The 14138-nt window shown below is 53.8% G+C and carries 22 protein-coding genes; 18 read left to right on the top strand and 4 right to left on the bottom strand.

Annotated elements, in window-relative coordinates; translation table 11 throughout:
- The 12 genes from QMF38_RS08270 to QMF38_RS08215 form a co-directional block, all read left to right on the top strand.
- Window positions 1-879: phage protein (locus QMF38_RS08270; RefSeq protein WP_281759181.1), on the top strand; the 879-nt coding region annotated here is incomplete at its 5' end.
- A 14-nt stretch (window positions 880-893) separates the two neighbouring features.
- Window positions 894-1442, top strand: a complete 549-nt coding sequence (locus QMF38_RS08265) for a Gp138 family membrane-puncturing spike protein (protein WP_281759180.1) — start codon at window positions 894-896, stop codon at window positions 1440-1442.
- On the top strand, window positions 1439-1810 hold the full coding sequence (locus tag QMF38_RS08260) for a hypothetical protein (RefSeq protein ID WP_281759179.1): 372 nt from the start codon (window positions 1439-1441) through the stop codon (window positions 1808-1810). The genes QMF38_RS08265 and QMF38_RS08260 overlap by 4 nt, the downstream gene beginning before the upstream one ends.
- The gene (locus QMF38_RS08255) at window positions 1807-2982 is read left to right on the top strand and encodes a baseplate J/gp47 family protein (RefSeq protein WP_281759178.1); all 1176 of its coding nucleotides are present in this window, start codon (window positions 1807-1809) and stop codon (window positions 2980-2982) included. The genes QMF38_RS08260 and QMF38_RS08255 overlap by 4 nt, the downstream gene beginning before the upstream one ends.
- A gap of 17 nt (window positions 2983-2999) precedes the next feature.
- A complete protein-coding gene (locus QMF38_RS08250) occupies window positions 3000-3563 on the top strand; it encodes a DUF2612 domain-containing protein (protein ID WP_281759177.1) in 564 nt (187 codons plus the stop codon).
- A 24-nt stretch (window positions 3564-3587) separates the two neighbouring features.
- Window positions 3588-4754, top strand: a complete 1167-nt coding sequence (locus tag QMF38_RS08245) for a hypothetical protein (RefSeq protein ID WP_281759176.1) — start codon at window positions 3588-3590, stop codon at window positions 4752-4754.
- 7 nt (window positions 4755-4761) lie between these two features.
- Window positions 4762-5709: a hypothetical protein gene (locus QMF38_RS08240; RefSeq protein WP_281759175.1), complete on the top strand. Its 948-nt coding sequence runs from the start codon at window positions 4762-4764 to the stop codon at window positions 5707-5709.
- A gap of 13 nt (window positions 5710-5722) precedes the next feature.
- Window positions 5723-6601 (top strand): hypothetical protein, encoded by an 879-nt coding sequence (locus QMF38_RS08235; RefSeq protein WP_281759174.1) that lies wholly within the window; start codon window positions 5723-5725, stop codon window positions 6599-6601.
- A gap of 75 nt (window positions 6602-6676) precedes the next feature.
- On the top strand, window positions 6677-7423 hold the full coding sequence (locus tag QMF38_RS08230) for a C1 family peptidase (RefSeq protein WP_281759173.1): 747 nt from the start codon (window positions 6677-6679) through the stop codon (window positions 7421-7423).
- A 45-nt stretch (window positions 7424-7468) separates the two neighbouring features.
- Window positions 7469-7960, top strand: a complete 492-nt coding sequence (locus tag QMF38_RS08225; RefSeq protein ID WP_281759172.1) for a hypothetical protein — start codon at window positions 7469-7471, stop codon at window positions 7958-7960.
- Between the two features lie 18 nt (window positions 7961-7978).
- Entirely contained in the window at window positions 7979-8254 is a 276-nt protein-coding gene (locus QMF38_RS08220; protein WP_281759171.1) for a hypothetical protein, read from the top strand.
- Between the two features lie 4 nt (window positions 8255-8258).
- On the top strand, window positions 8259-8651 hold the full coding sequence (locus QMF38_RS08215; RefSeq protein ID WP_281759170.1) for a hypothetical protein: 393 nt from the start codon (window positions 8259-8261) through the stop codon (window positions 8649-8651).
- A gap of 187 nt (window positions 8652-8838) precedes the next feature.
- Here the strand turns inward: QMF38_RS08215 and QMF38_RS08210 are convergent, their stop codons facing one another.
- Window positions 8839-9090 (bottom strand): hypothetical protein, encoded by a 252-nt coding sequence (locus QMF38_RS08210; protein ID WP_281759169.1) that lies wholly within the window; start codon window positions 9088-9090, stop codon window positions 8839-8841.
- 95 nt (window positions 9091-9185) lie between these two features.
- Between QMF38_RS08210 and QMF38_RS08205 the strand changes: the two genes are divergently transcribed.
- The 4 genes from QMF38_RS08205 to QMF38_RS08190 all read left to right on the top strand — a co-directional run bounded on the left by QMF38_RS08205 (window position 9186) and on the right by QMF38_RS08190 (window position 11529).
- Window positions 9186-10139: a glycoside hydrolase domain-containing protein gene (locus tag QMF38_RS08205; RefSeq protein WP_281759168.1), complete on the top strand. Its 954-nt coding sequence runs from the start codon at window positions 9186-9188 to the stop codon at window positions 10137-10139.
- 23 nt (window positions 10140-10162) lie between these two features.
- Complete coding sequence (locus tag QMF38_RS08200; protein ID WP_281759167.1) at window positions 10163-10597, top strand: hypothetical protein; 435 nt, start codon at window positions 10163-10165, stop codon at window positions 10595-10597.
- 145 nt (window positions 10598-10742) lie between these two features.
- On the top strand, window positions 10743-11195 hold the full coding sequence (locus QMF38_RS08195; RefSeq protein ID WP_281759166.1) for a Panacea domain-containing protein: 453 nt from the start codon (window positions 10743-10745) through the stop codon (window positions 11193-11195).
- Entirely contained in the window at window positions 11170-11529 is a 360-nt protein-coding gene (locus tag QMF38_RS08190; protein WP_281759165.1) for a hypothetical protein, read from the top strand. The genes QMF38_RS08195 and QMF38_RS08190 overlap by 26 nt, the downstream gene beginning before the upstream one ends.
- A 167-nt stretch (window positions 11530-11696) precedes the next feature.
- Here QMF38_RS08190 and QMF38_RS08185 read toward each other — a convergent pair whose 3' ends face one another.
- Genes QMF38_RS08185 through QMF38_RS08175 form a run of 3 tightly spaced genes read right to left on the bottom strand, consistent with a single transcriptional unit; the run spans window position 11697 to window position 12310 of the window.
- A complete protein-coding gene (locus QMF38_RS08185) occupies window positions 11697-11831 on the bottom strand; it encodes a hypothetical protein (protein ID WP_281759164.1) in 135 nt (44 codons plus the stop codon).
- 42 nt (window positions 11832-11873) lie between these two features.
- Window positions 11874-12125, bottom strand: coding sequence for a MerR family transcriptional regulator (locus QMF38_RS08180; protein ID WP_281759163.1), 252 nt, complete (start codon window positions 12123-12125; stop codon window positions 11874-11876).
- A gap of 5 nt (window positions 12126-12130) precedes the next feature.
- Window positions 12131-12310, bottom strand: coding sequence for a hypothetical protein (locus QMF38_RS08175; RefSeq protein WP_281759162.1), 180 nt, complete (start codon window positions 12308-12310; stop codon window positions 12131-12133).
- Between the two features lie 343 nt (window positions 12311-12653).
- On the opposite strand from QMF38_RS08175, the gene QMF38_RS08170 reads away from it, so the two are divergent.
- Together QMF38_RS08170 and QMF38_RS08165 are read left to right on the top strand one after the other, a co-directional pair.
- A complete protein-coding gene (locus tag QMF38_RS08170) occupies window positions 12654-13460 on the top strand; it encodes a Dam family site-specific DNA-(adenine-N6)-methyltransferase (protein ID WP_281759161.1) in 807 nt (268 codons plus the stop codon).
- Window positions 13461-13462: 2 nt separating this feature from the next.
- The gene (locus QMF38_RS08165; protein WP_281759160.1) at window positions 13463-13963 is read left to right on the top strand and encodes a PD-(D/E)XK nuclease superfamily protein; all 501 of its coding nucleotides are present in this window, start codon (window positions 13463-13465) and stop codon (window positions 13961-13963) included.
- Window positions 13964-14138 lie beyond the last annotated feature (175 nt).

The following is a 14138-nucleotide window of genomic DNA, read 5'->3' as shown; positions in this document are numbered from 1 at the left end:
GTGAGCAACTCAGCAGGCATCGCGCTGGACGTGTCAGACCTTCATTGCACATTCGACATCCAGTACGTGGTGAACCAACAGCCACCGTTCAGCACGATCGTCATCTACAACCTCAAGCCTGCGACGGAGAACTTCATCCTGAACTATGGCGACCGAATCACGGTCGAAGCTGGCTATGAGGGCAACCAGTACGGTCTCATCTTCGATGGAACCGTCATCGAGCCTATCCGCGACAAAGAGGACAACGTGACCTATCGGCTGACGATTAACGCACTGGCGGCCAACGCGCAGCTCAATCAGTCGTTCGCCAACTTCACGCTAAATCGCGGGCAGTCCGCGCGCAGCCTGGTACAGAATCTCGCCAGCATGGCGACCGTGCCGTCGCCCCTTGGCGAGTTGTCGACGCAATTAAGCACAGCACAACTGCCTCGTGCCAAAGCGGTGTTTGGTCTGACGCGCGACTACATACGCCAGATCGCGCAGGCGAACAACCTAGCCTTCTACTCGAAGAGCGGTGAAATCAATCTCATCCATGCGAGTGATCCACCGAAAGGCGAGATTATCGATTTAACTCCTGAATCCGGGCTCATCGGCCAACCTGCGCAGCAAGATCTCGGCGTCTCGTTCCAGTGCCTGCTGAACCCTGCTATCACCATCAACACGCTGGTTCATATCGACAACAGCCTCATCCAAGCACAGACCTACCAGATTGGCCAAGTGCCGCGTCCGCTCGATTCTGCAGGCATCTACAGGGTGGTGGGTGTCGAGCACGTTGGAGACACCCGTGGGGACGACTGGTACACCAATTGCGTAACCGTCAGCCAGGCCGGCGGCATCCCAGGCATGATCAGCGCGACAACTCAGTCGCCGTGGTACTGATGGGAGGTGATACGGTGCTGTCTATCAACGACATCCTGCCGAACAACGAGGAAGAGTTCTATCGCACATTGATGGACACCGTCGCGGCCAACATCCGTGTGGCCATGCCCGGCATCATCCAAGCGTTCGATCCCGTTGAGCAAGTCGTGTCCGTTCAACCTGCCATCCGTGAACGCATCCGCAACCCCGACTTGAGCTATTCGTGGGTGAAACTGCCGCTCCTGCTGGATGTGCCGATTGTTTTCCCGCGTGCCGGGGGATTTTCTCTCACGATGCCTGTTCAGCAAGGCGATGAATGCCTCATCGTCTTTGGCGATATGTGCATGGACGGCTGGTGGTCGTCCGGCGGCGTTCAAAACCAGCCGGATAAACGGCGCCATGACCTGAGTGACGGGTACGCTATCCTCGGTGTATGGTCGCAGCCCCGGGTGATTTCCAACTATGCCACGGATGCAGCACAACTGCGTACGGACGACGGACAGACCTATATCAGCCTCAAACCCGGCGAGATCGACCTCGTGGCGACGACAGTGAAAGTCAACGGGACGGTGATCTCCACATGATCTATCGAAAGTTGTCTCCGACAGGCGACTACACGTTTGGACAGCAAAATGAGTTTTACAGCGGCACCGACGCCGTTGCGCAGGCCATCTATACGAACCTCAAGCTCCTGCAAGGCGAGTGGTGGGAAGATACTTCGGCCGGGTTCCCCTTGTTCCAATCGGTGCTCGACCAGCCTGGATCGCCAGAGCACATACGCGGCGTAGACATGCTTGTGCAAGAGACGATTCTCAACGTCCCAAACGTACAAGCCATCTCAAACTTCTCGAGCGCTTATGACAACACAACGCGCAGGTACACAATTGAGACCTGTACAGTCGAGACGACATTTGGTGATGTCACGGTCGAGGGGGTGACGTTTGGCCCATGAGCTATTTTGCGCCTTATATCGACGCCGCTGGATTCCACATGCCAGCGTACCAAGACATTGTCGATCAGCTGGTCGCGGATGCGCAGAACATATACGGCCAGGACATCTACCTTGGCTATGACAGCCAGGACTATCAGATGATCAGCGTGTTTGCCAGCATGATCTACGATTCGTTCTTGGCCGCCCAAGCGGCCTATAACAGTCGTTCGCCTTCCACAGCGGTCGGTGCTGCCCTAGATGCCATCGTCGGCGTGAACGGCCTCGTGCGCAAATCCGCCGTGTACTCGACGTGCCAAGTCGTGGTCTCTGGTACGCCGGGCACCATGATTGCCAATGGTGTCGTGAGTGACGTGAATGGCTACAACTGGTCTTTGCCGAATCCTACGGTGATTGGCTCGGGGGGCAGGTCGACGGTGACCGCGACATGCCAGACTGCTGGCGCCATCGCTGCGAATCCTGGCGACATCAACACCATCGTTACCCCACAGCTAGGGTGGTCGTCGGTCACCAATACTGTGGCAGCCACGCCAGGATCGCCGGCTGAGACCGACTCGCAGCTACGAGCACGGCAAGCCGTATCAACGGAACAGCCGAGTCAGAACATGGTGGATAGTTTAGTCGCGGGACTCGCTGCCGTGCCCAATATCGGACGGTTCAAGGTGTACGAAAACTATACGAACCAGACAGACGCCAATGGCATACCATCCCACTCCGTGGACTGTGTGGTCGAAGGCGGCGATCCGCAAGACGTTGCCAATGTCATCTGGCTACGGAAAGGTATCGGGTGCGGGACATATGGGGGTACGTCGGTCGAAATCACTGATTCACAAGGTGTGGTGAACACCATCTATTATGATGTACCCCAGTATGTTGACATCGACGTGACGATCAACGTAAAGCAACTGCAGGGCTTTACCCAGGATACGCAGGCGGCTATCGCTAATGCGGTGTACGCGTATCTGAACAACGCGCAGATCGGCGTGGATGTGTACAACTCTGCGCTGTGGGGCGCAGCATTGTCTGCCAACCCAACGCCGAATAACCCAACATTCTCTGTGACCGGTGTCACGGCAGCCGTGCATGGACAGACACAGGGTACGTCGGATATACCCATCGCTTTTAACCAGGTCGCCCGTGGCAATCTCTCGTACATCACGGTCAACGTGAGCTGAGGTGGTGAGAGTCAACCATGGCCATTGAACCTTATCTGTCGCTCATCACCTCGGAGCATGCGGACAAGCCGAACTATATGGCTTGGTTATCAGCGATCTTGCAAAAGGTAGATGACAGCATATCCGTGTCCAACTCCATTCCGAGCGCCTTTGAACTAGACACAGCCGAAGGTGCACAACTGGACATCTTAGGCCAGCTCATCGGTCAGCCACGGGACATCGGCGTGCCGCTCACCAACAACTCGTCCATCCTTGACGACGATCACTATAGGCTTGTGTTGCAGGCTAAGATCGTCCGCAATCAGTGGGACGGCACGGTCGGTGAAATCTATGACATCTGGAACGCGGCTTTTCCAGGCACGCAACTCGCACTGGTCGACAATCAGGACATGACGATGACCGCCAATATCACGAACTTGGAAGACAATCTAGCAGCCGAGCTCGTGACGGCGGGACTGATTATCCCCAGGCCACTTGGCGTGGAGCTCAACGTGATGGCGTCGACGTCCATTACTTCGCAGGAGTATATCGGAAGTGTCGTAAGTGGATACGACATTGTACGTCTGTCAGTCCCGAGTTAAACAATCGGATACAGGAGGACTCCTATGGCAGTCTACGGCCAAATGGTGCTAACGCAGCAGGGACAATCTTTGTATGCCAAAGTCCAAACAGGCACCGAACTGCAATTCACTCGACTGCAAATCGGCAGCGGCCAACTCACTACGCAGTTGAGCAGCGCTCTTACGTCGGGCACCGCCTACACTTCCATCCCCGTGCAGGCGCTCACGTCTCCGGTAGCAAGCGGGCAGACGCTAACGATCGGGAGTGGGAACACGACGCAAACGGTCACAGCAAGTGCCGCGGCATCTGTTGGAGCCACAAGCATCTCGGTCTCGTCGTTCACGGCAAACGCGAACTACCCGTCTGGCACGACAGTAACGCTGATTTCAGACCCAACCATGCTCACTGGTCTCCTCAACCCTATCGATTGGGTGCCCATCAGTTCCATATCGGCGAGCGGGAACACCGCGAACATCCTAGGGATCTACCAAAACAAGAATCTGACGCAGCCGACCTACACGTGCGAGATAGGGCTCTTCGCACAAGATCCGCAGGCTGGTGAGATTCTTTATGCTTACGCCAACGCTGGCACTCAAGGCGATACTTTTCCGCCGTACTCAGCTGGACCGTACTCACGCCAGTTCCAGATATCAGTTGCAGTCGGAAACGCGACGCAGGTTACTGCGAACGTGCCAAGCACTGGCTATGTTCCTCTCGCCGAGGTAGGCCAACCAGGTGGAGTGGCGTCATTGGATAGCACGGGCAACGTGCCGCTTTCGCAGCTCGGGAATGTACCAAAAGTGGGGTCGGCCTCTTCGACAGCGCTCGGCATCGTCCAACTTCCTCCCTCCGCTGGTTCTCCATCTAACCCCGTCGCCGTGTATCGAGCCGTCAGCGTCAAAGACCTGACGCTCACGTCCACGTCGGCGACCACCGTGCTTTCGTACACGCCAGCCGCAACAGGGCAGTTTAAGGCGAGCGGCTATCTACGTGTCGCCAACGCCGCAACCAGTGTGACGGTGACGCTCACATACACCAGTCCATCCGGAGCACAGACAGAGACGCTTGTACCGACTTACCCTTTGCCAACAGGCGACTACACGATTCCAGCACGGACAATTGAGGCGACAACGGCGAGTGCGATTACGTTGTCCGTAACGGCAGGAACAGCGAATAATGTCACAATATCAGCGGTTATAGAAGGAGTGTGATCTAGGAATGACACAAGATTTGTTGCCGGGTTCCGCTATACCATTCAGCGCACCAGCATTGACCGCAGGCGGCATCAACGGTCTCGGCAGCCTGCGCTTTGTAGGTACGACCAACGGCGGTGCACCGACGAGTGGGACGTACAACACGGGGGATGTCGTGCTGGATCTCAGCACGCTACTCCTGTGGATCTGCACATCCGGGGGCACACCTGGCACGTGGACGAGCTTGAGCTACTTGCGAACGGATAGCGGCGCGCCGAATCCGCAGACGGTGGCGAATCCGGTTCAGTTTGCGAGTACGCTGCTTGCAGAGAACTGGCTGGGAACGAACTGGAATGCCACGTCCTATCCACAAGGCGGTTTGTCTAAGTCATCAGCAGGAATCTACTTTGGCTGGAACTATACGCAGGGCCAGGGCGAAGGCGACCTATTCATCTTCGGCCAAGGCGGTCAAGGCGGATTCAACGTCTACAATACGAACGCTTCGTCATACCCAACGTTCACCAAATTATTCGGCGTAGACGGCTCCGGTGACATGACGGTGGCGGGCAATTTGAGCGTGGGGGGGACGATTACCAATCTCCACGTTGAAAATCCATGGCAGACTGGATACCAGTTATACGCCGGGAGTTCTTATCCTGTTTCTAGCGGCGGCGGGTCAGCCACATTAGCAAATACGACAGTCACGTCTTCTGCTCTCCATCGGTTTCTCATACTTGAGGTAAGTGGATATCTTGTCGATTGTACCTGCACCTATAGCGTAAACGGGAATGGTGCAAGCAACGTGAATCTGAGTAGTAACCCACAGTACTTCTATATAGACCTAGGAACACCAACATCTTCTTTCTCTCTGAATGTATCATTTTGGAATGGCGGGCAGAGTTCCACTACCGCGAGTGCCAACCTTTATGCTGCAGCAGAATTCTACATCGTCTCCGGCGCAAATGGAAACTAAGGGGGCCTAACATATGGAATGTATCATCGCATATGATTCTTCTGGCATCATCCAAGCCATCACCGATCAGCCGGAACCACCTTCATGGTGGAATTCCTCGTGGCAAACGTTGACGCTAACCGACACTAGCACACCTACAGCGACTGAGGTGTGGGAATCTAGAGTCGTGAGCGAAACGTACTATGTTGTCAATGGCGAGGTAGAACTACGGCCTTCGCTCACTGTGTCAGTAACACCGTCCACATCCACCACAAACGAATACACCATCACAGCAACATTGAACAATCCGCCATCTACGCCGCCTACGAGCGTCACATTCGCCATCGGATCATGGACGCAGACCGCGACGCTCACGAACAACGAAGCCAGCATCACGGTGCAACTACATCCATCGCTTGCTAACTATGTGGTACCTGTGTCCGTGTCGGCGAATGGCTGTGTGGGTGCATCCGCGACGATTGGCGGCACTCAGTCGTTGCCTATCGCGATACAAGTGGTCACGCCAAGCGGTGGAGCACCAACGGTCGGTCCTGCGGCGAGTGTGGCGGTGCAGTGGTTGCAACAGTATTATGCAGTGAACGACACGACAATCGAGGCCCTGTTGACGAACACGTTCACGGCAATTAGCGTGCTGTATGATGCAGTGTTCAACATCATCGTTCCAGCGCTCCAGCAATCCACATACACGCCCATCACCTTATCCGCTGACCAGCAGAACGCCCTAAGCGCCATCAAATCGGACGTGTTGTCGAATCTAGTTACGACACTCACTAACGGCTATCCGTCCAGTGCAACGTCGCCACAGATGCAATTTGGTGCCTTCCTCCAGAATTTCGAGCGCGGCGCAGCCAACGTGCAGGCGTTCATTGAGGCGTTGCAGTTGTTTGCTTGACCGACATATGCTCATCCACGCGCTCCTTCGGGGGCGCTTTTTTTCATGCCCATTTTCCGCAAAGGAGTGGTCTGTATGACCAAGCATCTCTACCTCGCCACGTCGACGGCACGCTACTATCAGCCGCACGGCGGCCACATTCCCGTTGTCATCGACCTGCGCAAATACTTCGGCCCCGTCTACAACCAGGGTGATAAAGGCGCTTGTTCAGCGTTCGCGGCGACTTCGTGGTACGCATCATGGCGTGTGAAACATGGGTATACGTGGCAAGAGTACAGCGAAGATGCTCAGTATTACGAAGAACGTGTCCTTGAAGGCACCGTCATGCAGGATTCTGGGGCAACCATTTGGGACGCCGTGCTGGTTCTGGCCAAGAAAGGTGTCATGCCAGAAAACAAAGACCCATATACCGACGAGGACTTTTATCGCAAGCCAGACGACAAGGACTTCATCCCTGGTTCACAGTTGCCGCTTGAACTCGTTCGCCGCCTGCCTCACTCGCGTCTGGTGGACTACGCGACCGATGCGCTCGGCAACGGCCTTCCGATCCTGTTTGGCGCGACGGTGTTTCCTGAGTTGGAATCCGACGAGACGGCGCGCACAGGTATCCTCACCATGCCGTCCGAGTACGAACAGCCGATTGGCGGACACGCGATGGTCGCGGTCGGCTATGACGCGCGGCGCGAGATGATTCTTGTGCGGAACTCGTGGGGCGCAGACTGGGGCATCGGCGGGTACTTCTGGATGCCGTTTGAGTACTTTGCGAACTTCGTCAGCGAGGCGTATGTCATCGACGACTTGGCGGCATCGAAGGCGGCTTAACAGGCCGCCTGTTTGCTTGTTAGAGAGAGAAAGGGGGCGGTTCCCGTGCTCAATGTGGGAGACCTCATCTTTGTTCGCGGCCACATCTTCGATCCCGTAGCTGACGCCATCAAAGCCGGCGAATGGCTGCTCACGCACGAGGATAAGCGCAAAGTTGCACACCTGTACACCCATGTCGCTGTCTATCTCGGTGGCAATGAGATCGCAGAGGCGCAGGGGCTGCGGGTATCAGGCGATGGCACGTTGAGTCGTTACTACGGAAACTATGATATCGGCCATGTGCAAATGACGTATGACCAGCGCCAGCAGTTTCTTGCGGCCCTCCAGCGTGAGAACGGATTTCGCTATGACTGGATGGGCATCTTCTGGCTGGCGGTCAAGGCTCTCACGGGATACGACAAAAAGTACAAGGAACATCGGACGCGGTACTGTTCCACCTATGTGGGATGGGCACTTCAGCAAGCGGGCATCAAAGTGAATGACGAGACTCCGGTCAGCCTCGCCTTAGACCCTCTCGTCTGGATTGAGACGTGTTGACAGACGGGAGGCGGAGGGATGGACGAAAAGTCGCAAGAGGTGACGCTAGCCGTCGCCGTGACGGAAATCTCATATATCAAAGAAACACTTAAAGAGACCAATGAGGATGTCAAGCACTTGTTGCGACGCATGGACGAACAATCGCAACTTTACGCCACGAAGGCGGAGTTGGGAGACCTGAAGCGAGATGTGGAAAAGCTCAAAACCTGGCGTAACTATGTCGGTGGAGGAATGGCGTTAGGAGGTTTCCTTTTAGGACTTGTCGCAGAGGCGTGGCGCAGTTGGAAAGGGTGAGTGGATGGTCAAGCGATTCAATGAACGCATAGCAGTACGTGCCACCTTAATCTTTGGATCCATGTGGATGACATACCTGTTCTTTTTCTACGGGTTTATCCCCGTATTGTTCCCGAAAGACATGAACACCTTTCTGTATTGGTCAAATACAGTTCAGTTGTGGTCATTGCCGTTGATTATGGTGGGTCAGAACGTCTTAGATCGAGTGCGCGAAAAGCGCGAACAAGAAACCCACGATGCTGTCATGACGGAACTTGCCGACCTCAAACGTCTGCATGCGTACCAGACGGAAGAGATGGCGGAGTTAAAGGCTATCCATCGCGAATTGCATGCGAAGTTTGAAGAACTGAAAGGTGGTGTGTGCCATGGCTGCGGCTGCAAAGGGCATCGTGCGTGAGCATGTCCAAGTACACCGAATCGTCGAGTACGAGCACTTTCCTGAGCACGACCAGCGCGCGGAGACGTTGGAGTTCCGAAATGCAAAGCATGAATTAGAATCCATCGAGCATCTTGGGTGCTACGTATGTAAGACGAAGGTACAACGAGAATCGCACCATATCTTCGAACGCTCCGAGTGGAACGGTTTAGACGTCCGCTCGGTAGCGTTCTTTTTGTTTCACCACTTCGATTTCCACGGTCACGTTCGAAGAGATTTCCGGTCGCATGCCGACTTGTGCGAGTGGTTCATGCAACATTTCGGCGGACGGATTGAACATGTAGAAGTAGACGGCCTTATGTACGAAGTCCACGTATGCGATGACAATGCCGCTGACACGATCTACAACCAGTGGATTCTTTGCCAAGATCATCACCGAGGCATGAGCATCGGTATCCATGGATGTACCACTCCGACTTTCTTCGCGTGGTTAGCGCGTCGCCCTGATTTCAAACCGAGCCTGACAGAGGTTGAGTACAAAAAGGGGGCATCCGCATGACACAACCCATCATGCAAGTCGTCGATGGTGCAACACCGCTGACAGCTACGTCTGCTGCTGCCATCAAAGCGGCAGGATACGGCGGTGCAATGCGATACCTCGGCAATTGGTCAAAGTCCATCACCAAAGCCGAGGCGCAAAGCATTCTTGCCGCCGGTCTCTCACTCGGTCTCATATGGGAGGGTGATCCGACCTATGCCGGATACTTTACGCCGTCGCAAGCTGTTACCGACGCACAAGCCGCCGTAGCAAGCGCACAAAACATCGGCGCACCCGCAGGAACCGGCATCGCCTTCACCGTGGACTACGACGCGGCACAAGCCGATATGTCGGCCATCGTCGCGTATTTTGCGGTCATCATCGCCAAGTGCTCGCCGTACAGGCCGGGCGCGTATGGTGGAGCATCAGTTTTGGACGCGCTCTATCAAGCCTATGGGGACAAGCTCTGGTATTGGCAGACTAGTGCATGGAGTAACGGCCAGCAGTTCACCAACAACGCCATGTACCAAAACACGTATGACATGGTCGTGGGCGGCGTGCAGGTGGACGTGAGCGATGTCTACGCCGATCCTGGCTTCTGGCATCCGGCAACAACGCCAAGCAATCAGCCACAACCTGTGCCATCAGGAGGGGGTGATAACGTGACGACGACGATCCTGCAAGAAGGTAGCACGGGCGATGCCGTGAAGGCACTCCAGCAAGACTTGAACAAAGTGCTAGGGCTGAACATCGCAGTCGATGGCATCTATGGCCCGCAGACCGCAGCTGCGGTGAAGTCGTTTCAACTCCAACACGGCCTCACGGTCGACGGTATCTACGGTCAACAAACAGCGGCGGCCATGGCACAAGCACTCGGAGCCCTCGACAGCGTCACAGTGGACAAAGCCAAACTGCAAGCGGTGGTCAACGAGTTGCAGACGGTGCTCGACAGCGCCAAGGCGTTGCTCTAATTCGAAAGGGAGGACGATTCAATATGGCAATTGGTAGCGTGGAAGTGCAGATTCTTGAGGACGTCATCAGCGCGTTCGGTTTGGCATTTGGCACGGGTGTGACATATCTCACGACGAAAGTCGTCCCGAAGTACATCCACTCGAAGACAGCAGCCAACGCCATCGACGGACTGGCACAGATCGCAGATAGCGTTGTGCAACAGTTCAATCAGACAGTGGTCAACGATGCCAAGGCGCAGGGCGTATTCAACGCGGCACTCGCACAAAAGGTGAAACAGGACGCTGTGCAGGCTGTGCTGGCACAAGGTGCGAACCTTGCGGAACTCGCCAGCAAAACGGTGGGCAACGTGCAGAGCCTGGTCGAGTCTCTGGTGGAGCAGGCGGTGGCGAAGTATAAGGCACCAGCGCAAACTTCTCCCGCTGATAATGGACAGGCTCCCACGCAGGCCGTATCGTGAACGCAAGGGTATAGGTGCAGTGCAGATTGAACGCGAGGCGACCAGCGACGGTCGCCTCTTTAAGCCAATACCCAGCAACTTATCTTGTGAAATCATCGCGTTTGATGCAAAATAACGACGTATGGCGAGAAGGGGGAGATAAAACATGGTTACAGCGACGATTTTGGCTAATAATATTCTTCGTCGTTCATTCGACCAAAAATCTCCGATTACGCCTATGAAATTGCAAAAATTGCTTTATTTTATTTATCGAGACTACCTGCAACAAACAGGCAAGCCTTTGTTTGCTGAGCGCTTTGAGGTTTGGAAGTATGGGCCGGTCATTTCAAGTGTGTATCACGAATTCAAACAATACCGTAGTGGGCCAGTCAAAGACTATTCTAAAGATAGCGCCGGAGAATCTTACCTTGTTAAAGAGACAGACCTACTCCGTCAAATCATTGATGACAATTGGAACAAATTCAAAAATGTTAATGGCATTTACATGTCTGAAATCACCCATAGACCAAAAACAGCATGGCGAGCAGCATGGGATAAACGGCAATATTTCCTGGATGACGAGGATATAAAGAATGACAACGAAGGAAAATCAGTTTGATCTAAATCTTCCGCAAGTGGAGGAGGATGAACCATTTGAATCAGGGTTTTCGCCTCCTAACAATCCTCCTCCGGACGATTTAGATATTGAAAAACTTGAACGCCAAGAGAACGTAGCTCAAAAAGCACATAAGCGAGCTATGGAGTTGGCCAAGTTTAATTCAATTTCAAAATTGCTTGGCTGGTGCATTTTCCTTGTTTTTCTGATCTACATACTTGAAATATTCATATTTCATAAAGATTCATTATCATCTTCTCTGTTTGACCTTCTGAAAACAATCATTGTTGCTGCGGTCGGATACATATTGGGACAAAAATCAAATGATAGTGGATAAGCGCAAAAACAGCTCACCCTGGTCCGCATCGTTGAGAGGCGTGGTGAGCACTGTTGATGCCAGTGTAACACATCGGTGTATATTCATCCATCGTATCGGGCATCATATTGGTGCCGCACATAGCCACGCCTCTTTTCACGACGCTGGGGCGTGGCTTTATTGTGTTCTCAACTCGTCGGATCCCCGCACACGCCTTTGTATCCACAATTGCGACACCACGGCGTGCAGCCGCGCTGTTCGGTCATTTCAAAGCCGCAGATCGGGCAGTAAACCTTAGGCGTTTCCTTAGGCTTGCTCTCCATGTAAGTTTCCTCCTGTTCACAAGGTGCACCGTGTAACGGACGTTAGTCCATGACTTCGTACGGTCGGTACTTCGCCCTCAGGTCTTTCAGCTCCTCACTACGCGCTTCAACATCCTCCCGCAAAAATAAGGTGATGCGTTCGTGCTTTTTCAGCGGTTGCAGTTTTCCGTGCTGCACAGATTGTCGTACGGCCTGCAGAGAACATTCCAGGATTTCCGTGACCTCCTGGGGCGTCAGGATGTTTTCCTGTGCCCATCTCACGAAATCTGCTTTCGTTTCAAACTGGAGGTACATGACTTTCACCCCTTCAGTCGGTCCCGAATGTTCATGATGGAAGCAACGATGCACAACACTAGTACAACGGCTGCGGATATCGTGGCCCATTGCGCGATATGAACGTGAAAAATGATGCTGATCGCGACCAAGAGCGTGAATACCCAACCGTACTTCGCAAACGGGCTCAAAACGCTTCTCAGCATAGCTGTTCCTCCTCCGTGCTATAATGGAGGCAAGGGGAGGGGCGACTCCCCTTGCTCGAGCCTACTTCCGATGCTTGCGCCGTCTGCCGCGCCGCTTTCGGGGTGGGCTTCTTAATTTGCTCTTGACGTCCAACAAACCACTTATGATTTGGACGACCAGCGCAATTGCTGTTAAAATTTTGATAAGTTCGTCCAATGGTTTGACCTCCTTTCTAAAAACATTATACATATGTATTGTAACGTTGCAATAGATGTGCGCAAATACTTGACGGCTGTCTGCCCATAGACCAAGATTATGTCCATGAGCTAGCGACACGAACCGACATGGAGCGAGGCGAACGACATGAGACCGTTTTTGAAATGGGCCGGCGGGAAGTATCGCTTGGTCGAACAAATTAAGCGTCGATTGCCTCCGGGGGCTCGGCTTATTGAACCTTTCGTCGGTTCGGGTGCCGTATTTCTCAACACGGACTACGAGGAGTATTTGATAAGCGACATTAACCAGGATTTAATCGGCCTGTATCAAACCTTGCAGCGGCACGGGGACGATTTCATCGCGTACTGCAAAGAGCAATTTGTCCCTGAAAACAATACAGCTGAGCGGTATTACGAGCTGCGAGCCGAATTTAACGCTTCGAGCGACCCGTGGCGCAAGTCGGCGCTCTTTGTGTACTTAAACCGCCATGGGTACAACGGCTTGTGCCGTTACAACGCAAACGGCGAATTCAACGTACCCTTTGGCAAATACGCGCGCCCGTACTTTCCTGAAGACGAAATGCGATACTTCGCGCGCAAGGCACAACGGGCTGAGTTTCTCTGTGAAGACTTTCGAGCGGTTATGCGCGCCGCGCAGCCTGGCGATGTCATTTACTGCGACCCGCCTTATGTGCCATTGTCCTCGACGGCAAACTTTACAGACTACGCGGCGGGCGGATTCGGAACCAAAGACCAGGAGGAGCTGGCTCAGCTAGCCGATCAACTTGGACAAGCTGACATTCCCGTGTTGATTTCCAATCACGCCACACCCTTTACGGAGGTGGTGTATGCCGGCGCTGTCCAAGAGTTCGTGGCTGTGCCGCGCTTCATCAGCTGTGACGGAAACAATCGAGGCAAAGTAAAAGAAGTGCTTGCGCTCTTCGGAGGACAATGACGATGCCACGTCCAACGACTCAAGGTGGTTTTGCCAATTCATCTGGCAGCGTGCTGGAGGGCACAATTCGCAGCGTGATGGCTTCAATGGGTTTTGAAGCTGTGAAGTACTCGGATTACGTGAAACATCCTGAGCGCTACGGTACTGAATTGTTGTTACAGAACGTCCCATATAGGACGATATACGGCCACGAAGGTAAGACAGAATTTCTACTGGTATCGAGCGAATACAATCTGCGCGTCCGTATCGAATGCAAATGGCAACAGTCGTCTGGTAGCGTTGATGAGAAGTACCCATACGTTTATCTGAATGCCGTCGAAGCTATGCCTGAAGACCACATTCTCATTGTCCTTGGTGGGCAAGGAGCGAAGAAGGGCGCCATCGATTGGCTCAAGCAGACGGCTGCGAAGGGGCGCTACGGGGCGGTAGCGCATGGGAAGAAAATCGAGGCTATGTCTCTCGATGAGTTCATAGCTTGGGCAAATCGGACGTTTCGCGGTTAAGGAGGCGCGAAGTATGCTTAAATTAGTGAAAATCGACACATCCAATCTGCCTATGGCGCACACCTATGTGTTTGACAATAACGGACAAGAGGATTTGGTGATTGTACCTCTCGGAGCACAGCTTACTGCTCAAAATTTGTGGGGTGTAAACGGTTTTCCAATGTCAGAGGCAGGG

The sequence above is a fragment of the Alicyclobacillus hesperidum subsp. aegles genome, from assembly GCF_027923525.1.
GTDB lineage: Bacteria > Bacillota > Bacilli > Alicyclobacillales > Alicyclobacillaceae > Alicyclobacillus > Alicyclobacillus aegles.
Note: the sequence above shows the minus strand (reverse complement) of the source record. Positions and strands in the feature narration are given on the sequence as shown.